The sequence below is a fragment of the Sphingobium sp. B11D3D genome, assembly GCF_025961755.1.
Lineage (GTDB): Bacteria > Pseudomonadota > Alphaproteobacteria > Sphingomonadales > Sphingomonadaceae > Sphingobium.
Window position 1 is genome coordinate 2559178 of record NZ_JAOQOG010000001.1, and the last position, 19613, is coordinate 2578790.

Consider the following 19613-nt stretch of genomic DNA (forward strand, 5'->3'; position numbering starts at 1 on the left):
CGCGCATCCTGACATTACATGTATTCATTTTTCTAACGGCCGGCGGTATATCCTCGCCTCCTACCGAGCTACCGGGATCTGGCGAATATCCGTCGTCCAGGACGGGCTCTTCTGCCCCCGCTTGGTGTCGAAGCTCCGCCCGCCAAAACCCTGTGCCGCAAGCTGGATCGTCCCCCGGCCGAACCGGTCGTTGAGCCCGTCCATGGCCGCCAGCAGGCCTCGCGCGCGTGGATCGGCCTGGACGAACAGATCGCCTTGGCCTGTTCCTTCCGGCACCAGCTCCTCCAGCAGCACCCCGCACTTGGTGTAGATCGCTCCCGGCTGATGCATCGCCTCCATCATCTTGCCGGCGAGCGCCGCGATGATGCGTGGATCGTTGCTGGGTGGCGAAAGGCGGGTCTGCCGGCTCGCCGAGGGCGCATTGGCGCGGAACCGCGATCCATGCGCGAAGGCGATCAGCCGCGTCGCCATCAGGCTCTGCTCCCGCAGCTTCTCGGCCGCGCGCACAGCCCGCCGCACCATTGCCTCGCGCAGTTCGCCGAGGTCAGTCACCGGCGCGCCGAACTGGCGCGTGACGGCCGTCGCCTTGCGTGCCTCCGGCTCAGGCTTGAAGTCGTCACAGGCGATGCCGTTCAGCTCCAGCACCAGGCGCTCAAGCACGACTGTGCCGATCGAGCGCGCCACCGCTGGCGGCATGGCGACCAGATCGGCCACAGTCCGCACGCCCAGCGGCTGCAGCCGCGCCGCCAGCGCCCGTGCGATGCCCCACACCTCTGTCACCGGCCATTGCGCAAACAGCCGCGTGCGCAGCTCGCTATCGTGCAAATCCACGACGCCGCCCCACACCTTCTCGGTGGCCTTGGCCAGTGCGTTGGCCACCTTGGAGAGCGTGCGCGTCGGCCCTAGGCCGATCCGCGTCGGCAGGCCTACCGTGCGGAGGATCGCGGCGCGCAGCGCGTGCGCCGCCTCCACATCGCCGCGGCCGTCCGCCAGCGTGGGCAGTCGGTAGAAACTCTCGTCGATCGAATAGATCTCCACCAGGTCGCTATGCTCGCCGATTACCGCGTTGAACCGACGGTTCATGTCGGCATAGAGCTCGTAATTGGACGATCGCAGCTCGATACCGTGCCGTTTGATCACGTCACGGATCTTGAATACCGGATCGCCCATCTTGATGTGCAGCGCCTTCGCCTCGGCGCTGCGGGCGATCGCGCAGCCGTCATTGTTGGAGAGGACGATCACAGGCACGCGCCGTAGGCGTGGGTCAAATACCCGTTCGCTGGAGACATACATATTCTCCACGTCGATGATCGCCCAGCTCACCGTTGATAATCGCGCACGCCGGCGCGCACCACGCCCCAAATCTCGGTGGTTTCGTCCGCCAGATGGTCGGCATAGCTCTGCCGGCTGTTCCGCGCTTCCAGATAGGGCACGCCGCCGCGATAGACGAGCTGACGGCACACAAAGCCGCCGGCGACGATCGCTATGACGATATGGCCGTTGCGTGGTGTCACATCGCGGTCCACCACCACCACGTCCCGGTCAGAAATGCCGGCATCGATCATGCTGGAGCCATCGATGCGGAACACGAAGCTGCCGGCCCGGTTGAGCCGCAGCAACTCCGCCAGATTGATGGTGTCCTCCTCCCAGTCCTGGGCGGGGCTTGGAAAGCCGGCGCCCGCCACACCGATCGGCTTGAACCGGATGCCCGGCGCCATATCGGCGAGCGGGACCGGCTGCGCGATTGGCAGCAGCATGATCAGATTCCCTGGCTCGTCACCTCACATAACGCCAAAGAGAACAGATTGGGAACATCCCAAACGTGCAGTTCGTCGCTTTCTCCGGCCAGGCGCGCGGTGACGCTACGACGCCGCGGCAGGGGTCGCGTAAGTGCCGGTGGCTAGGCCGACGACGACATAGCCGACGTTGAGCCACGACAGCCAGCACACCAGCAGCGCGCCCAAACCATGGCCGACGGCGAAATTCATTCCCATCGATATGAACACGCCAACGAAATAGGCGATGGAGCTCATTTCCGCGATCTGTTGCGCCGAACTGGCGGTCGCGTTCTTGATCGCCCGCAGCTCTGTCAGGATCTCGGAATTATCTACAGTCGCAAGAATCTGCCCCGGTGCCGCAATCGCTCCTGCGGCAGCTGATGATCCGCCAATGCGGCCCGCATAGCCACAGCCACCGCATCCTTCACAAATCGCACCGTAAGCCCTCGAGCCATTTCCGGAGCAGAGTTTGCACGAAGTGGCGGGTTCAAGAACGTGGACGGATCCGGCACCGCCGCATCCCTCGCACACCGCCCCGTATGCCCTCGATCCGTTTCCGTAACAAAGCTTGCAAGACACAGCCGTCGTCATGATTTCCCCCGCATATTTGCCAGCCAGCGGCTCACCTAGTTCCGCGGCCGCAGCGTCAGAGCTTCGAGATCTTTGCGGTCATAGGTGTTGAGATAAACTGGCTCTTCAGCCGGCTGCAGCACGCCGCCGGAGAATTTGAATTCCTCGAACTGGCCCCCGTGCGTTTCGCCCTTTTCATCGGGCCGTAGAGCGTAGCGATAGCAGAATTCATGTCCCATCACCCCTGCCCAACGCTCTCGGAGGTCCTTGCGCCACCGTTCGAGGCCGTCAGGATCGGCGCTGATATCTGTCGATTGGATCTTCGCCACATTGTCGAAGGTGGTGTAATAATTGGCGCGCTCGACGGACCATTCGTCGGTCGTCACACAGATCGCATCGCTCTTCAGCTTTTGCTGTTGCCGCATGACGTGCTTCTCGATGTCGTTCCACTTGTAGGCGGACATCGTATTTACCTGGGTCGGGCTGACCACCGTCTCGGCATATTGCACGCTATCGCAACTGTTGCCATCGCCCGGGTGGTAGCAGTACAGGACGCCGTTCTTAAATTTGTCGAACATAGTCTGGGCCGAAACGTACAGCCTGCCATCGGGCGTTTTCGTCGGGGCCTCGGTCTTCACTTCAGCGGCGACGGCAGCGCCGTTCCCGGCGGCCGTGCTGTCGGGAGCTCCTTGCTCCGAGCATCCAGACAAAATGACCAGCGCCGCAGCACCGGCTTGCGCGCGAAAACGATTCTTACCCACGATGACCCCCCACAAGGTTCACGTGATGTTTACCGACTTTGCGAGCGTGGCAAAGCGAGAAAATGGATGCTGAAAGCGGCCAGTCCGGACACGACGCCGGTTCTGCCGTTATTGGGACTAGCGCTAATATCCACCAAACTCCCGTTCAAGGGCACGAAGGACCGGCTCGAAATCGTTCATTGCCTTTCGGTGGCGAGCATCTCGTTCACTCAGCGATCCGCGCCAAGTGCGGCAACTGCTCAAGACTATAAAATCCGGGTCAGGTCCGCTGCGAGCGGTATGAACCTCGATCAATCTCTTTATGCGCTGACCAAAGCGTCGTTCGAAATCTGCAGAATGGCGCCTTTGCGTGCGCGACGGACAGTCGTGGTTAGCCGCAGCATCTTGCTTCGCGTATTCCAATCTATAGGCCAGATTGGATGGCAGAGGTTCAGCGAGTTCTGCGGGGTCAGTGGGTGCGTGGGCAAATGTTGGCGTCGCCAGGTAAACCAGGAAAAGAAAACAGATTCTCATTCGCCAATAGTGTGGCCAGAAGCCGCCACCGTCAATGTCCGCTTCCCACGCCAAACTCGCCCTTCACCAATCCTTTGTCAGCGCTCGGAAGCAGCCACCCATTTTTAAGAGGCCGGCCTTTCCCCTGGCTTGCTCAGACCTGTGCTCGGTCACCAATCGCGCCGCCTAGGCTGCGAATATACGGCACCCAGACGAGATAGGCGCCTTTGGCCAGCTCGTCAGCATGTAGGGCACGGATGTCGTCAAGAGAGCTGGGTGCGACGACCTCTTGATCCTCGAACCAAAGCGCAAGGGCATCGAGAGCCTGGGGCACGACATCGTTCGCATCATCGGCTGCAGAAAAACAGCCTGGAAGATCCGGAAAGGTGACGCCAAAGGCGCTATCGGCGCCCTTATGCACGAGGGCAAAATAGTGGTTCATATCAAGCCCTCCTTGGCGGTTTCAAATCCAGCCTGCCGCTTAGCGATGCCTCGGCCAGTACCGCATCACCGCTGGGCTTCCAACTCCAGATCAGTGCACAACCCGCCCGAACCATCCATTCTGTGTGTGGCACCCTCGATCAGCCACTTCCGGCCATCGATCTCGGCTTTGAAACCGTCCAATGTCGCCGGGATCTCGGGGAACAGGTCAGGCCGACCATAGGCCAGTGTCAGGCGCGCGGTCGCGACGCGGCGGGCGATGCGCGCGCTTTCGGCCTCTGCGGCCTGCTTGGCGTCCGCCTCGCTCGCATAGAGCTTGCGCAGGCGCTTGGCCTTCCCCTTCCCGCTGTGCCCGTGCTGCACCTTGTGGCGCGCGGCGCCGGCCTTGTCGTGCCAGCTCGCCTCGACGCCATCATACTGACCGCGCGTGACGCGCTGATAGTTGACGGTCACCGTTTCGTTGCGAGCGATCTCCACGGTCGGGAGAGCCTTGCCGCTCGCTGTCTTGCCGCTGCCGATGGGCGCGAAGATCAATGCGCCGGCTTTGACCGTCGCCACGGCGTCGAACCGCTTGCCCAGTGCCTGCAGCAGCGCGGCGTCGCTCTTTGCGCCATGGCCGAGCGCGGGAATCGCCATGCCGCCCAGCTTGCCATCCACCTTTGCGGTCAGGCCATTGGCGGCGGCAATGGCGCCGATGACCTCGCTCACCGTCTTGCCCACGAAGCTGCGCTCGCGGCGGACGCGGAAGGCATCGGTGAAGTCGGCCGAGCGGGCACGGATGGTGATGATATCCGGCGGCCCGGAAAAGCTGGCTTCATCGACCTTGAATTCGCCCTTGTCGATGAGGCCCAGCGGCAGGCCGCTCCCGCGCTCCCAACCGAGGCTCACGCGTAGCCTGGCGCCCTCCTTGGGGATTTCCAGCTTCCCGCCCACATCGCTCATGACGATATCGAGCTGATCGGCCGCATCGCCGCGTTTCTCCGCGATGGTGAGCGTGATCAGCAGCGGATCGATGGTGCTGGTCAGATCCTTGCCGTCCAGCGTCACCTTCCATCCCGCCTTGGGGTGGACATAGCCGCTCAATCGACCCGCTCCAGCTCAAGGGTGAAGTTCGCCTTTCGCGCGAAGCCATCCACCATGAACGTCTCCGAGGACAGATCGAGGCTGCGGATCGTGAACTGGCCAAGCACCTCCTGTCGACCGCTCAGCAGCGTGTAGCTCTCGCCCGTATCGGCCATCTCCCGGATGCGATCGAGGCTCGAATGATTGCCGACCACGCCGGGGTAGAGGCGCCCGGTCAAACGCATGGTTTCATCCCCCGGCCCGAGGAACTGAGAAGCCGCCCGCGCGCCGAAGCGATCGGACTTGGCGTGCCGCCAGTTCCATGTCTGGGCGAGCTGCTCATAGGGCAGCGTCCCGATCTCAAAGAGGAAGGTATCGAGCGACATCATCATGGGTCAGTCCTCATCCTGGAATGCGCTACGCTTGGCAGCGTCCCGCTCGGCCTGGATGCCGGCGAGGATCCTGCGCACTTCAAGCGCGATGTCCTGGGCAGACTGACCGGGCGCAGCCTGGATGGTGATATGCACGTCCCCAAAGCCGCCAAATGAGGAGGGTGCAGCACCCGCCCCTGCCCCGCCACGCCTCGGCGCCATCGGTTCGAGCGCCGGTAGCGCGACGCGGTGCGTCATCTCCTGCGCCGCCATCGCCGCCGCGCCCTGCCCTTGCGAGATACCGAGAGCGAGGCCGGCGGCGATGTTCGAGCCAAGCCCCATGAAGACGCGGCTCGGGCTGTGGATCCCGAGCAGCTTCTTCGCGCCCGTCACGAGCCGCCCGAGGAACCCGGTCACCTCCGCATAAGCGCGCGGGAACATGGCCTTAAACCCGGCGATGAGGCCGGCGACGATCATGCCGCCAATCGGATTGAAGATGCCGAGCAGCATGGCCGGCGAGAAATTGGCCTTGATCCATGTCCAGCCTGCCGAGACGGCGCCTTTGACGGCCGCGACCCCGGCCCAGAAGGCCGCCTTGATCTGGTCCCAATAGCGATAGATGAGATAGGCCGCGCCGCCGACCGCTGCGACGATTCCCACGATGATCAGCACGACCGGATTGGCGAGCATCATGGCGCCGGCCGAGACGATGCCGCGCCCGAGCAGCAGGAAGCCTGTGCGGAGCAGACCCAGCATCGAGACGATCGCCGGGCCGTTGCGGGCAAAGAACCCGTACACGCCGGCTGCAGGGCCAAGGAACGCGCCGAACAACCACATGAGCGCACCGACGCCGATGCGCAGGGCGCCAATCCCCACGACGATGCCCACAAGCGAGGCGGCCATGCCGGGATTGGCCTCTGCCCAGGCAGCGATCCGGTCGGTCAGCCTTGCCGCCGCTTCGGTGATGCGCACGATCGACGGCAACAGCACCGGGCCAAGCGTGAGCGCCATGGTCTGCAGATTGCCGATGATCGCGGGGATCTGTGCATTCATGTCCCCCATACGGCGGTTGAAGCTCGCATCGATCGCGCCCGAGCTGGCCATCGCCTCAGCGCGGATGCGTCGATACTCCTCCATATTCTGGATGAGCGGCCGCAGGGCCTGCTGCGCTTGCATGTCGCCGAACAGGAAGCTGATCCGGTCGAGCTTGCCGCCAAGCGTCGTGTTCGTGATTTCCGCGATGGCTTCGAGCGGCGTCTTGCCGTCCGCATAGGCTTTTTTCAGCGCGGCCGGCAGATCGACGCCCATCTTCTGAAACTTGTCGATGGTCTCCTTGGTGTTGATCTTGGCCATCAGGTTCTGGAGATTGGTCGCGGCCGACGCGGCGTCGCCGGTGCCTTTGCGCGCGATCTGCGCGGCTGCAGCCAGATCCGCTACGGCCCCGACGCCCTGCTGCCCAAAGGCCCGCGCTTGCGCGGTCAGCATCGGGAAATACTGCGCCATGTCCTTGATCTCGAACGCGCCGGCATTGCCTGCCGCCGTCATCGCTTCGAGCGCCTTGGCATTCTCGTTGATCGGAACCTTGAGGTTCGAGAAATTGGCGAAGGATGCCGCCGCCAGATCATCGACCGACGCCTTGTACGCTGTCGCGACCCGACCGATCGGGCCGATCATCTGCACGGCCTGCTGCGGCGTCATGCCAAAGCCCGCGAGCGTGTCGACGCCGGCGCGCATATTCTCCGGCAACTGCCGCGCAGCGCGCGCTGCAGCCAGGATGTTCCGCTGAAGCTCTGCCGTCTCTTTCTGCGAAAGCTCTGCCTTGAGAGCGATATCGGTCATGCCGGACTGGAAATCGCCGATCCCTTTGACCGCGAGTATGGCCGGGGCAAGCATCATGGCGCCGCCAATCATTTGCTGCTGCCCAGATGAGCGCAGGGCAGCGCCGCGCGCTTGCATGCGCTCGACCTGATTGCTGATGCGCAGCAGGCGCACCTGCTCCTGCATCTCGCGGTTTGTCCGCGCGATCTGGGCTTGCAGATCGGCCTCCTGCGCGAACAGCCCGGTCACATTGCCGCTGGTGCCCGCGATCTGAGCGCGAACACCGGTCAGCTCGCGCTCAAGATCGCGGGCATGGCGTTTCATGCCGGCCAGCTTCTCGCCGCCGGTCTGCGCCAGGCCGACGATGCCTTTGAGCGAACCGGAGAGGCGGTCCACCGTGGCGAAGCTGACGACCAGGCGCAGAAGGTTGCTCATGGGATTACCCCTTTCCCGGCGCGTTCATCTGGTTCCACGTCCGCACGGCGGCGTTGCGCCAATAGACCAGCTCTTCGAGGCTGAGCGGGTCCATCTGCTCGGGCGTCCAATGGAAGATGGCGGCAATGTCGGCCATCAGATCCCCAACGATTCCTCGATCCGCTGGCGCTGCGCGGGTGTCAGAAAAAAACCGAAGATGACATTCCCGAATGCGGCCAGATCCTCGACCTCAAGATTGGCCACTTCCGGCTCGGTGAGCGGCGGCATCGTGATCCGCGGAATGACGGTGATGAGGGACTGCACGTCGCTCTGGCCGAGGGCCTGCAGCGAGATCCCGCGCAGCTCGCCCGCCTTGGGCTTGCGCAGATCCACGCGCCGGATCTCCGTATCGCCGCGCTTGATGGGATTTTCGAGAATGACGTGCGGCACGGCGGGCGTAGCGCCGTCGCCGGAAGTGGCGTGATCGGACATTGCGGATGCTCCCTGATGCGGATGGTCAGTGTCTTCGCCCCGCCGTGCCATCCGCATTACTCACGGCGGGGCGAAGCTGGTCAGATCCCGAGGATGGCGCGCAGTTCGGCGTGGCGGTCGATGCCGCCGACGCGGCAGATCAGGTTTGGAATGTCGATCTCGACGAGCACGGTGCCATCGACGGTCAGCTTGTAATAGCTGGCGGCCGTCTTCACCGTTTCTTCGGTCTGGGTGCCGGGCTTGGCGTTCCCCGGCTCGATCGACTGATGCCGGCCGCGCACGACGATCTCGACGGCCTTCATCTGTGCCGTGCCATCATCCTGATAGGCGCCGACCCAGCGGATCAGCTCGGCATCGTGGGTGGCGGCGGCAAAGCCCGTGTAGATCGAGGAGATATGGCCGCCAGCCTTCCACTCGAACTCGATAGGCTCCTGCCCCAGGTCGATCTGGATTTCGCCGTCCATACCGCCGCCCCGATAGCCTTCGAATTTGCGGGCAAGGCTGGGCAAGGTGACTTCGGAGATCTGCCCCACATAGCTGGTGCCGTTGTGGAACTGGTTCATGTTCTTGAGAGTGGCGGGAAGGCCCATGGCTCAGTCCTTTCTGGTCGGAAAATCGGGCGCGTCAGCCGAGCTGGTCGGCGATGCTGGCGTAGAATTTATCGGTGATGCGCTGGTTCAGAAGGATCGCCTCGGCCGGCGCGCAGGCCGTGTATTCATAGTCGATGGTGATGCTGCCAGCAGCGAGTGAGGCGGCCGGATTGGCATCGGCATCGAACCAGCAGCGCGCGCCCACGATCCTGCCCTGCGATACGAGCGTGCGGAACCGCCCGTTCACCGTCTCAACGATATCCTTGACCAGGCTGGCCGTGATCGGCTTGTCGATGGCCCAGAGCAGACCATTGGCGATCTCGTCCATAAGCACCTGCGCCGTGCGCACGACGCTCTCGAAGGCAAAGAGCGGTTCGCTCGCCATGGTGCGGTTGCCCCAGAAGCGAAAGCCGTTCGCCCGAATCAAGGTCGTGACGTTTTTGTCATTGAGTAGGCCGGCCGAGGACGCACCGCCGAGCAGATCGAAATCGACCGGCGTTGCGATTCCGGTCACGCCGTTGATGGGCATGTTGGACAGCGTCTTGTGCCAGCCTGTCTCGCTGTCGATCCTGGCGCGCAGGCCAAGGGCGCGGGCGACGGCGCTTCCGGTCCAGTCCGTGAACTCGGGCCAGATGAGCATCAGCTCGCGCTGGCCGAAATCCCCGGCGAAATCGCTCACCTCGGTCAAATCGTCGCCACTGGCCGCCGCATAGGCGAAGCCGCGCAGCTTCTGCGCCACAGCCACCAGATCGTTGATGACCTCAGCCGTATCGAGGCCGGGTGCCCCCAGGATGCGCGGCCGGATGCCAAGCGTGCTTTCGGCCTGCAGCAGCTTCGCGACCCCGGCCTTTGTGTTGGTCTCGGTCGCCTCGGCATCGACGCCCGTTTCAACCCGCACCACCACCACGATCGGGCTGCACTGATCGGCGATGGCATCGAGCGCCTTGGCGAGCGTGCCGGCCACGCCAGCCTTGGCGATCGCCGCCGTCACATTCGTCACGAGGACGGGCGTGTTGACCGGGAACGTCGTCACGTCCGCGTCGCTTGCCGTGGCCACCAGGCCGATGATTGCGGTGGAAGCGGCGGCCACAGCGCGCGCGCCGGTATTGATCTCGTTGACCTTGATGCCGTGAATGATGGCCATGGTTCGTCCTTTCCTAGAACGCGATGGAGAGATTGAGCGGCGCGCCACCGGGGAGGTCGAGCCGGGTGCCCTCGATCAGGAGGGTCAGCTTGCCGGCAGCGTCGCCGCCACCGACGACGATGCGCGAGAGCTTTACGCGCGGTTCCCAGCGGGCGATGGCGCCCGCGCTTGCCGCTGCGATGAGCTGGCGCGTGACGGCATTCAGCGGCGCGTCGATCAGCTCGAACAGCCGCGATCCATAGTCGCGCCGCATGACGCGCGTGGATATGGGCGTGGTCAGGATGTCCCAGATCGACTGCGCGATATGCTCGACGCCATCGATCCGCTTGCCGGTAGCGCGCTCCATCCCGCTCATGCGGGTGCTCCGGAGAGCGCGCTGCCGGCCTGCACGCCGCTATGCTTGTGGCCTTTGAGGCTCTTGCCCCCGCCGATCACATCATCGCTTGCCGTGACCGTCTCGCTCACGTCGACCTTGCCTGTGACGGTCACGTTCCCCGTGATCGCGACGCCCTCGGGTGCATTGATGGTGAGCTTGCCGCCGGCGAGCGTTATGGCCAGCACATGGCCCTCGGGATCATAATCGATCGTCGAGCCGTCCGGCATCAGGATCCGTGCCCGGCCGTCGCTGGCCGGTGCCGGGAACGCATTGGAGTAGAGGCCGCGCAGGGCGACGCCATGGGCGATGTCGCCCTCGGGGCACAGCAAAAGGATCTGCTCGCCGACCGTGGGCGGGCACCAGGTACGGAAGCCGCCGGCCAGCTCAAGCCAGGGCACGGACGGCGAGACGATGTCGCCGAGCTTTGCGGTGAGCGTGGCGTCGGCAAGGCCGACCGTCTCGACCACGCCGATGCGGATCAAGTCGCCAAGGAGGCCGGGCATGTCTTCGGTCTGCGCCATGAAAGACTGCATCCACCGCCGGTGGATGCAGAGCTACCCTAAGGGCTTGTGGGATCGGTTCTCACAAGAGAGGCGGTAGCGACGGGGACGGGCGCCAGTCTAATGTCGCGTCCGCTCGCAAGCAGCAAGAAGTTGAAGCTATTATTTCGAACCCGACTTTTGTGGCGCGGTGCTTTCGTTATATTGACGCAAATGCGTCATTTGGCTCTTTCAGCGATCGTCGCGGTTCTTGCTTCTTGTTCGGGCGCCAGTGGCCCATCCAGCGATGTAGCTCGTAACGGCTGCGGCGACCTTACAGCGGGATTTCATCATGCCAATGATGAGGCGTTCTGGAGCGAGCGCCCGACGGGCATCGAGCCTCCTTACGTCAACGCCCTCAGAATTGATGGTTCGGGTCGGTTTCTATGGGGTGATAATGCTGCGGCAATTTCGGAAGCTAAACTTGACGAATATCTAGGGCAAACTGCATCGTTCCCCATCGCGGTTTATGTGGCTCTCGATTTCCATCCCGATACCCCGTGCACCGCTATCAACAAGGCACGAACGCTCATGAACCGGCATCTATCGTGTGCCGAGAGCGGACTTTGCCTGCAGGGCGATTACCGTGCCTGGATCGAAAGCAATAACCGCTAGGCGGGGGAAACCACCCCGGCGGCGATCTTGGCGGGATAACCCCGAGCGACTTCTTCAACGCGCGTCTTAGTCGCAGCGCGGTCATAGCTGCTGTCATCCTTCAGCACTGCTCGCACATTGCGCTGATACTTTGCGCCGTCGATCGTCAGGGTCACGGGCACTTCGTTGGTGTCGGCGTTGAAGGCGCCAATGCTGATTTTCATGAGGTCTTCCTTTCGAGATTGCGGGGTCAGACGCCCTTGGTCTGGACGTGGACGCGCACGTAGCGATCGTCCGCGTTCCAGAACTGGATCGCGTAGGGTTGGCCGGCACCATTGTAGAGGGTCTGATACCAGTCGGTGGCGTGCTGGCTGACCGTTTGGTTAGCAGGCCAGTATGCCGAAATGACGGGGTTCACCCAGCTCGAATGGCCGACCGGCAAGTTGTAGGTGCCGATGCTGTCCGGCCCGATGGTGATGAAACCCCACGTCTCCTTGAGGCCGTCCGCTGTCACGCGATAGCCGCCATTCTCGACGATGTAGCTCGCGGTCACTTCAAGAAAGGCGTTCGCATGCTTGCCATCGAGCGTATCAGCATCGAGGCCGGACCCCGCGCCATCGTTGGTCGAGGTCCAGACATAGCCGCCATTCACATAGAGCGGCGCGTTCACGAGATTGTAGGTCGATCCGCTGTAATGCAGATATCGGTTGCCGCCGTTCCCGAACCAGACCACGCCTTCGACGCCGCCGGCTCGGGAGGTCGTAATATCGCCATTGGCTGCAATACGGCTGACGGCGTTCCCATCGCTCGCCTCGACATTGCCGGTCGACTGAATCGACCCCGCTGTCCAAATATTGCCACCGGTTGAGATCGTGACCCGATTAACGCCGCCATACTGAAACGACCAGCCCTGCGGGCCGCCGCCGATGAATGTGACATCCGCGAAGTAGAAGCGCGCAATGCCGTCGGTCGAATAGACCCATGCGCCCGCATTAGCGCGCAGGAAGCCGCTCGAATTGATCCCGTCCAGCAGATCGGCATCGAGGCCGGAGCCGGACCCGTCCACGGTGGCGAGCTTGGCGAGGATATCGGCCGCCGTGTAGAGCGAGGCATTGAGCGGCGTGTAGCCCAGGCGCGCAACGATGTTGGTGAAATAGTTGCTATCCTGACCATCGAGCAGATCCGCATCGAGGCCCGAGCCGGCGCCATCATTGCCCGCATGCCAGACCATATTGCCCCGGATCGTGACGGACAGGCTCGCCAGTTCGAGCGTGTCGAGATTGCCGCCGCCCGAGACGCCGATTTTCAGGCTCTTATAGCCCGCAAGATTGGGCCGCAGGATCTGGGCAGTGCTCCCATTGGTGCGGCTGAGAAACAGATCGCCACTGCTGATCTCGATCGACGGCGCGGCCACGGTGCCGGTGAAGGTATCGCCGGCCTTGTTCGCGGGCGTGTAGCCCAGGCGCGCGGGGATATTGCCGTAATAGCTCCCGTGCTGCCCATCGAGCAGATCGGCATCGAGGCCCGAGCCGGACCCGTCATTGCTGGCTCGCCAGACATCGCCGAAGGTAACTGCTGCCCAGGTTGCAAGGCCCATCATGAGCTTCTTGGGTGTGACGATCCGCTGATCATCCGCGCCGGCATCCGTCTCGGCTTGCGTGGCGATCTCGGCAACGCCTTTCACCGTCTCGGATGCGGGCGGATTGATGAACTCCAGATCGCCGAAGGTGAGGCTTGCTGCCGCGATATCGGCGAATTTGATATCGCACTGGAGCAAGGCGATGGAGCTGGCCGTTTTCTCGACGATGGCGCCGGCCTGGCCGTACAGAGCGAAGAGCGTGCCATCGGCGAGATAGAGCGCAAAGCTGCGCATCGTGAAGGCGTCGGCGCTATCGTCCCGCGCGATCAGGTGGATCGTATCGGGCGCCACCGTCCCCCCGCCCGCCGCCGCGACCCGCTTGAACTCGCCGGCCAGCGCTGTCGCTGTAGGCACCGCCGCAACAGCCGTCGCCGACAGGCCGACTTGCGTGATCGTGAGGGGCGCCGTGCCGGTGCCTTCTGCATTGACGACTGCGTCGCGGCCGGCGTTGGTGACGGTAAGCGTAAGCGCCATGCTGCAGGTCTCCTTAGGCCGCCATGTCGAGCCGGGCGGACACCACGGCACGGGCGTAGGGTGCGATGCCGATCGCGCCGGCGGCGGCGATGGCGAGCGTGAAATCGAAGGGTCGGCTCAGCGGCTTGGCGCGCTCGACCTGCCTGATCGTGGCATCGACATAGGCCGCGCCTGGCGCCGCACCGTTGACCTCGGACAGGGCGAGGATGAGCGAGAATGTGCCCGGCTCACCCATCGGCTCGGTTTCCCACCATTCGCGGATGGAAATGGAACCACCCAGCGCCGCGACGGCGGCACGCACGGCCGCGAGCGTGCCTTTACGGCGATGCACGGCAATCGCGCTGGCGATCACCTGCCGCCGCACGGAGACCGGCCAGCTCGCATCCCACTCATCGACCGAGAGCGCCCAGGCGAGCCATGGCAGGTGGCGCTCTGGGCAGCTCTGCGGGGACCAAACCTCGCGCAGCGGCACGGGCACCGCCTGTCCCATCACCGCCGCTTCAAGGGCCAGTTCAAGCGCCGAGGCGTTGGGTGGCAGCAAGCTCATTCGTCCGTGCCGCCATTGGTGAGGGCGATGCCAGTGCAGTGCGCGGCCTCGCTCGGATCGATGACGATATCGGCCGCCGGCTCGACCAGAACGACATTCTGGACGCCCGCCACATGAAGGGCTGCGAACAGGCCCGAGCGCGTCACATCGAAGCCAAGGCGCTTGTGGGACTGAACATAAGCCTCGGCCCGGGCCTGCGCTTCGGCCAGCACGACGACAGGGTCCGGCCCCGCATAGGTCTTGATCGTCGCCTGCACGGCATATTGGACGATGCTGGCCGATTGCACGGTCACCCGGTCGGCCACCGGCCGCACCGTCTCATCGGAGAGCGCCGCCGTGACGGCCGCGAGCAGCTCGGGCGCCGCCGTGCCATCGCCGACGCGCGAGAGCACATAGACGGTCACTTCGGCGGGCGCAGGCGACGCGGCCGAGGCGTCAAGGACATCCCCATCAGCGCTTAGCGCATGGGCAATGTACGCACCGCTCGGCCCGGCCACCGACATCGCCTCAGGCGCGAAGATGATGCGCCGGCGGAAATCCTCATCGCCTTCCATCACGGCCGGCGTGTCCGCCTCGGGATCCGCCGGCACCAGCTCCAGTCGCGGAACCCCGAAAAGGGCGCCGAGATGATCGAGGTCCGGTCCCTTGGCATAGGCTACCATGACCGCGCGGGCAGCGTCGTTCACATGCTGGCGGATCAGCAATTCGCGGTAGGCCGCGACCTGCAGGATCTTCACCGCCGGGTCGCTCTCAAGGCTGGCGTCGAAGTCCGGCATCACGGCCAGTAGCGAGGCGGTCATCGCGCCAAAGATCGCCTCATAGCTGAGCTGCTCGACCACGGCGGGCGCCGGCAGGCGCGATAGGTCGATGGCTGAGAAGGTCGCGTCCGTCATGGTCGGAGCAATGCCCAGCGCTCACATCTTTGCACCCGCGCGCTCTTGTGAGGACCGTTCTCACAATCGGCCCAAATGGCGCCCGCGCCCTGCCCGACCGAAGGTTGCTGCAGACCGATCTCATAGGGGCGTGCATCAATGGCGAAGGCCTATATCACCCGTTACAGCACCAATTCGCTGAACTGGCAGCGGCTTTCTTCCGGCCAGGCGCTGTCGGTGCTTGGCCATCAGGACGGCGACGGGATCGCCCTTGACCTTGCAGACGGCGAGCAGGCCGAGACCGAGGCGTTTGACGGCCCGTGCCTCTGCCGCATCGTCATCGTGAGCGGCGACGCGCAGGTGCGCATCGCAAAGGATGCCGATGCCGACACCGGCGAGTTGTGGCTCGATGGCACGACCGATCAGCGATACGTCCGAAAGGGCGAGCGCGTCGCGATCAAGAGGGCCGCGTGATGCTGGGCGGCTTTGGTGGCGGCTCGCGCGCGAACCTGACACGCGCACCCAAGCCCTTCACGGCGAAAGTGCCGTCCAAGGCAGGTGTCGTGTTCACTCTGCCGATGATGGGGCTGCTGTCTCCTGTCACCTTCACGAAGACGACCGGGCCGGCCAATCTTACCGTTCTCTCCGGCGGCGCCTCGACCGGCGCGATCGTGGCATCGCTTCCGATCGCGGTAGACGAAACACAGGAAATTGGCGGCTATGCCTTCGGGGCAGATGGGTGCCGCAAGCCGTGGTCCGCCTCGCTGACGGCTGTCACCCCGACGCCCACGCCAACACCGACCCCCGCGCTGGATGCCCCGACCGTGTACCCCCTCACCGTCGTCGAGGCTCTGGCGCCAGGTACTGAGATCGCGACCATCACCGGGCAGTCAGGAAACAGCTACACTCTGGCCGATGACGCCGGCGGGCGCCTCGCGATTGCAAGCGGTAGCAAGATCGTCGCCGGATTGACGCCTATCGCTCATGCGGACACGGCGTCGCTTTCATTCCAGATCGCAACCGCCAACGCAGGCACAAACCCGACCAGTCGGTCGGACGCGTTCACCATGACGGTGCAGGAAGCGGTCCAGATCGACCGGGTGGACCTGCGTTACAACACTGCAAACAGCCGCTGGGAAGTCGCAAAAGCCAGTGCGTTCCCCGGTGCGACATGGTCGTGGGAAGCGGAGGACGCCGGGGTACTTTCCGGTCAGACCCTGATCACTCTGGCATTTGCCGATGCGCCGGCGGGCCAGCGCGTGCGCGCTATCGCCACGGTGGGCACCGAGCAGAACGTCAGCAATTGGGCCATGGCGCCCAAAAATGAAGTGCTGCACGACATCAATCCAGCGGCGCTGCCAGAGGGCACGGACATCCTCAGTCTCGGCTTCACGTCAGGCGGCGGCACGCAGACCGGCAAGGTCAAAACTCGCAGTGGCAAGTTTGCGGTCGAAAGCGCCATCACGGCCGGCGGCGAGTACGGCCCGAACATGATCTTCAACGCGGGCGTCTCCAGCTACCGTCTGGAGGTCGAGACCTTCGTCGCCGCGGTGCCGCAGAATAACTACGACGCCAGCCGCCTCATCGGCACGCAGGTCAGTTCCAGCGGCAGTTACTCGCTCCGCGTCGACATCCGGGAGACAAACGCCTCCATGGACAAGCGCGCGCCATGGCCGCCGACCCAGTTGAGCGACTGGGCCGGAGGTAGCAACCCTGCCGGCACCATGTTTGCTATTGAGAACGTGTGGAGCGAAGGCAATCTGTACGCGAAGCTCTTCAAGAGATTGCCGGGCGAGAGCGCCAGTTGGATCCGCCTCGATACGGCGGGGGCTCAGGGCATAAATGTGAACGCGACCGGTTCGGCATTGCCCGAGAGCACCAGCTTCGCCCTCTTCTTCCCTAACAACACGGGCACGGCTAATCCGAGCTTCCCGATAACCGCGTACGGTCGAGTGCGTGTCCTCGCAGTGGACGTAAACGCCCCCGCAATTGGTTCTATCGACTGGAACGAACCGGTGGCTGGTCAGCCGATGTCTTTTACTCTGACCGGCGCGTGCCCTGCCGGAGAGGCGAATTGCGAGATTGTGCTGCGACTTGCCGATGGCGCGGAGATTCTGCCGCCGCAGACCGTGGCCGTGGTGGGGGGCGTCGTCACCGCTACCATCGAATACCCGACGCAGCACACATCCTTCGTCGTCAGGCTGCGCAGGGCGAGCAATGTGAACAGCTTCGCTGAGTGGACAGTCGGCGAAGTTGTTACATTTGAAGCCATCGAACCTCATGTGTTCGGCGTCAACTCCTCTCCGACCAGTGCCGGCAACCCGGTCGATATCGTCAAAGACCGCGGTCGGATCGTCTCCTGGCGCTACCAGAACCTGACCAACGGTTCTCAGTATTATATCCCGGATGAGGACTTCAACGCCGATGGCTGGCCGGCCGTGCAGCCTCCACCGGGGCACGCCATTTCTGCCATCATCTTCGAGGGAGCCAACCCCGGCGGACGCAGCGGCGCGTGGGATTTAGCTACCAACGCGGACGCCACCATCTCGGTCAACACTTCGGAGAACATCACAGCGTCCAACATCACGGCTCGCGGCGCCCGTTTCACACAGAATAGCGCCACGGCACTGACAAACCTCTGGGTGCGTTTCGCCAACGTCACCGTTCCCGCTGGCGGCTTCCAACTGTCTATTCTGCCGGTGCTCGCCCCAGGAGAGGAGCACGACCCGTCCGAACTCATGACCCCGCAAGTCGCCGCCATCTGGCACGTCGACAATTTTGGAGGCGTCGAGGGGAACATGTGGTGGCGCAACATGAAGGTCACATTGGCGGAGTCAGTCGACCCGAAGCGGCCATATTTCGCAGGCACCAAAGAGTTCGGCGTAGCCGTCTGCAAGCAGACAAAAGGCAGTCTCTTCTGGACCTTCCCCTATGACGAGGTCGCTAACCACCTTGAGACCAAGGTCGCCAACGATCTCACATACTTCCTCGCCCACGCGCCCACCTATTCTCGCTCAGCCGGCGAGGTCGCCAACGAGGTCTGGAATTACATCACCTACAACAAGCAATGGTGGACGATGGCGGTCGCCGGCGCCAACCGCGGCTTCCTTCCAGGCGTCGCGGTGCCGTCCGGCGGCTCAATCACGCTTGAGGTTTACACAGACTGGAATCCCACCGGCGGCGTCATCTCCGGCGGCAAGGACGAGAATGGCAACGTAACGCCGGGCAAGACACGACGGGTGTTCAATCCCGGCGAGGTCATCCTGTGCGGCTCCAGCAATTATCAGGCCGTCGTCAAAAAGGTCGTTGCCTCCTCGCCCGTACCCATTGGAACCGACGTATGGGAGGCCAGCGACGCAAACTTCCAGACGCTGGGGCTGTTTGACTCGATCAACACGTCGGCTCGCCGGGAGCAGAGTTATCAGCAGATGCGGCTCGGAAACCTCGGCCATGAAATCCTTGGGAACCGCTTCACCAGCGTCCTTGGCACCTTCCTCGGCGACCAGCCTAATCAGGTGGCGAGCTATCTTCTCTGGAACGACAGTTGGCAGGGCATCGATTACTTCTCGCCCTCGTTTTATGCGGGCGAAGCTCAGGATTACACGACGACTGCTTGGGCACAGCAGCACACCTCGAACTTCGCCAACTTCAAGACCAACTTCCACAGCCGCTTCCGTACCACGGCGGCCACGACGGTCGACAAGCTGAAGCTCCTGAAGCACGGCACGCGCCGTATCATGCTCGCCAACGGCGTGCCGGCCGAACTCTGCCCTAAGATGGGCTTCCTGTACGAGGGCTTTGACCACAACACCTTTATCAAGGTGCCGAGCGCCCAACAGGCAGGCTTGAAGGCGGCGGTCTCCGCCTGCCTTGCGAGCCCGGAGGACAAGGCCGAAGCGGCCATCTTCAACGGCCGCCTTCGCGATGAAGTAGGCGGCGTCATGTGCTATTTCGCCGACGTCGAGAAGGTCACCTACAATAGCTGGATCGAGCAGATGCAGTGGTTCGGTATGCGCCAGTACAGCCTGCCCGGCCCTCTCAACAACAACGACGCCGACGAACAGCGTTACCTGGCGTTGCTCAACCACTTCGGTGCCGTATGACGACGAAGCGCGCCACCGAGCAAGCCGAAGCCGGCAATCATCATGGCCCATGTGGCAGGCTCAGGCACAGCTTGCCGCTGCGCCTCGACCGAGACCCAGCCCGAGGCGAGATACGGATCGGCGATGTCGACAGTTTCGACCGTCAGACCCGTCAGTTGCGCCTGGCCGTAGATCCAGGTCACGCTACCCCTGACAAAGTCGTCCGAGGTGGTGCGAGGCGCGGCGACGCCGTCAGAGAATGTCAGCGACATCGACGGCCCGCCGAATTCTTGCGGGTTGGCCAGAAAGGTCATCTGCGTGTCAGTGACTGTGCACTGGAATCGCAGCCAACATCCCATCTCGCCAGTCGGAAAATAGGCTGTCGCAGTCACATATGCCGGCGTCCAGTCGGGCGCGTTCTCGTAAAGAATGCCCGTGCCGGTCGCCGTGTATTTGATGAACGTGACCGCCTGTGCAGGCAAGGCAGCTGCGGCCAGAGCGGCCGCCAGAAAAAGCTTCAACATCAATCACCTCCCACAATGGTGGGCTGGCTAACA

Annotated in this window: 21 protein-coding genes and 1 pseudogene; 3 read left to right on the plus strand and 19 right to left on the minus strand. The window is 63.5% G+C overall.

Annotation, left to right across the window (positions count from 1 at the left end; translation table 11 throughout):
• Positions 1–60: 60 nt before the first annotated feature.
• The 14 genes from M2334_RS12095 to M2334_RS12160 all read right to left on the minus strand — a co-directional run bounded on the left by M2334_RS12095 (position 61) and on the right by M2334_RS12160 (position 10830).
• Complete coding sequence (locus tag M2334_RS12095) at positions 61–1323, minus strand: Y-family DNA polymerase (protein WP_264605541.1); 1263 nt, start codon at positions 1321–1323, stop codon at positions 61–63.
• Positions 1320–1757, minus strand: a complete 438-nt coding sequence (locus M2334_RS12100) for a LexA family protein (RefSeq protein ID WP_264605542.1) — start codon at positions 1755–1757, stop codon at positions 1320–1322. Before M2334_RS12100 ends, M2334_RS12095 begins: the two co-directional genes overlap by 4 nt.
• A gap of 105 nt (positions 1758–1862) precedes the next feature.
• Positions 1863–2033, minus strand: coding sequence for a hypothetical protein (locus M2334_RS12105; protein ID WP_264605543.1), 171 nt, complete (start codon positions 2031–2033; stop codon positions 1863–1865).
• 371 nt (positions 2034–2404) lie between these two features.
• A complete protein-coding gene (locus M2334_RS12110; protein ID WP_264605544.1) occupies positions 2405–3109 on the minus strand; it encodes a hypothetical protein in 705 nt (234 codons plus the stop codon).
• A 646-nt stretch (positions 3110–3755) separates the two neighbouring features.
• On the minus strand, positions 3756–4043 hold the full coding sequence (locus M2334_RS12115) for a type II toxin-antitoxin system HicB family antitoxin (protein ID WP_264605545.1): 288 nt from the start codon (positions 4041–4043) through the stop codon (positions 3756–3758).
• 65 nt (positions 4044–4108) lie between these two features.
• Entirely contained in the window at positions 4109–5125 is a 1017-nt protein-coding gene (locus tag M2334_RS12120) for a contractile injection system protein, VgrG/Pvc8 family (protein WP_264605546.1), read from the minus strand.
• Positions 5122–5496 carry a phage tail protein gene (locus tag M2334_RS12125; RefSeq protein WP_264605547.1) on the minus strand — a complete coding sequence of 125 codons (375 nt, stop codon included), beginning with the start codon at positions 5494–5496 and terminating at the stop codon, positions 5122–5124. Before M2334_RS12125 ends, M2334_RS12120 begins: the two co-directional genes overlap by 4 nt.
• 3 nt (positions 5497–5499) lie before the next feature.
• On the minus strand, positions 5500–7728 hold the full coding sequence (locus M2334_RS12130; RefSeq protein WP_264605548.1) for a phage tail tape measure protein: 2229 nt from the start codon (positions 7726–7728) through the stop codon (positions 5500–5502).
• 4 nt (positions 7729–7732) lie between these two features.
• Positions 7733–7864, minus strand: a complete 132-nt coding sequence (locus tag M2334_RS12135) for a GpE family phage tail protein (protein WP_181559080.1) — start codon at positions 7862–7864, stop codon at positions 7733–7735.
• Positions 7864–8199 (minus strand): phage tail assembly protein, encoded by a 336-nt coding sequence (locus M2334_RS12140; protein WP_264605549.1) that lies wholly within the window; start codon positions 8197–8199, stop codon positions 7864–7866. Before M2334_RS12140 ends, M2334_RS12135 begins: the two co-directional genes overlap by 1 nt.
• 80 nt (positions 8200–8279) lie before the next feature.
• Positions 8280–8789, minus strand: coding sequence for a phage major tail tube protein (locus M2334_RS12145; protein ID WP_181559078.1), 510 nt, complete (start codon positions 8787–8789; stop codon positions 8280–8282).
• A gap of 34 nt (positions 8790–8823) precedes the next feature.
• The gene (locus tag M2334_RS12150; RefSeq protein ID WP_264605550.1) at positions 8824–9933 is read right to left on the minus strand and encodes a phage tail sheath subtilisin-like domain-containing protein; all 1110 of its coding nucleotides are present in this window, start codon (positions 9931–9933) and stop codon (positions 8824–8826) included.
• 13 nt (positions 9934–9946) lie between these two features.
• Positions 9947–10288, minus strand: a complete 342-nt coding sequence (locus M2334_RS12155; protein ID WP_264605551.1) for a GPW/gp25 family protein — start codon at positions 10286–10288, stop codon at positions 9947–9949.
• The gene (locus M2334_RS12160) at positions 10285–10830 is read right to left on the minus strand and encodes a phage baseplate assembly protein V (protein WP_264605552.1); all 546 of its coding nucleotides are present in this window, start codon (positions 10828–10830) and stop codon (positions 10285–10287) included. Before M2334_RS12160 ends, M2334_RS12155 begins: the two co-directional genes overlap by 4 nt.
• A gap of 192 nt (positions 10831–11022) precedes the next feature.
• Between M2334_RS12160 and M2334_RS12165 the strand changes: the two genes are divergently transcribed.
• Positions 11023–11463: a hypothetical protein gene (locus tag M2334_RS12165; protein ID WP_264605553.1), complete on the plus strand. Its 441-nt coding sequence runs from the start codon at positions 11023–11025 to the stop codon at positions 11461–11463.
• Here M2334_RS12165 and M2334_RS12170 read toward each other — a convergent pair.
• The 4 genes from M2334_RS12170 to M2334_RS12185 are packed head-to-tail and all read right to left on the minus strand — an operon-like array spanning position 11460 to position 14995.
• Positions 11460–11666, minus strand: coding sequence for a hypothetical protein (locus M2334_RS12170; RefSeq protein WP_264605554.1), 207 nt, complete (start codon positions 11664–11666; stop codon positions 11460–11462). The genes M2334_RS12165 and M2334_RS12170 overlap by 4 nt on opposite strands.
• A gap of 26 nt (positions 11667–11692) precedes the next feature.
• Positions 11693–13555 (minus strand): hypothetical protein, encoded by a 1863-nt coding sequence (locus M2334_RS12175; RefSeq protein WP_264605555.1) that lies wholly within the window; start codon positions 13553–13555, stop codon positions 11693–11695.
• Between the two features lie 13 nt (positions 13556–13568).
• Positions 13569–14102 (minus strand): phage tail protein I, encoded by a 534-nt coding sequence (locus M2334_RS12180; protein ID WP_264605556.1) that lies wholly within the window; start codon positions 14100–14102, stop codon positions 13569–13571.
• Complete coding sequence (locus tag M2334_RS12185; RefSeq protein WP_264605557.1) at positions 14099–14995, minus strand: baseplate J/gp47 family protein; 897 nt, start codon at positions 14993–14995, stop codon at positions 14099–14101. Before M2334_RS12185 ends, M2334_RS12180 begins: the two co-directional genes overlap by 4 nt.
• 138 nt (positions 14996–15133) lie before the next feature.
• On the opposite strand from M2334_RS12185, the gene M2334_RS12190 reads away from it, so the two are divergent.
• Together M2334_RS12190 and M2334_RS12195 are read left to right on the plus strand one after the other, a co-directional pair.
• Complete coding sequence (locus M2334_RS12190) at positions 15134–15448, plus strand: hypothetical protein (protein WP_264605558.1); 315 nt, start codon at positions 15134–15136, stop codon at positions 15446–15448.
• On the plus strand, positions 15448–19077 hold the full coding sequence (locus M2334_RS12195) for a hypothetical protein (protein WP_264605559.1): 3630 nt from the start codon (positions 15448–15450) through the stop codon (positions 19075–19077). The genes M2334_RS12190 and M2334_RS12195 overlap by 1 nt, the downstream gene beginning before the upstream one ends.
• Here M2334_RS12195 and M2334_RS16750 read toward each other — a convergent pair.
• Positions 19041–19148, minus strand: a pseudogene (locus M2334_RS16750) (PEPxxWA-CTERM sorting domain-containing protein); the annotation flags it as partial. The gene M2334_RS12195 and the pseudogene M2334_RS16750 overlap by 37 nt on opposite strands.
• Positions 19149–19613 lie beyond the last annotated feature (465 nt).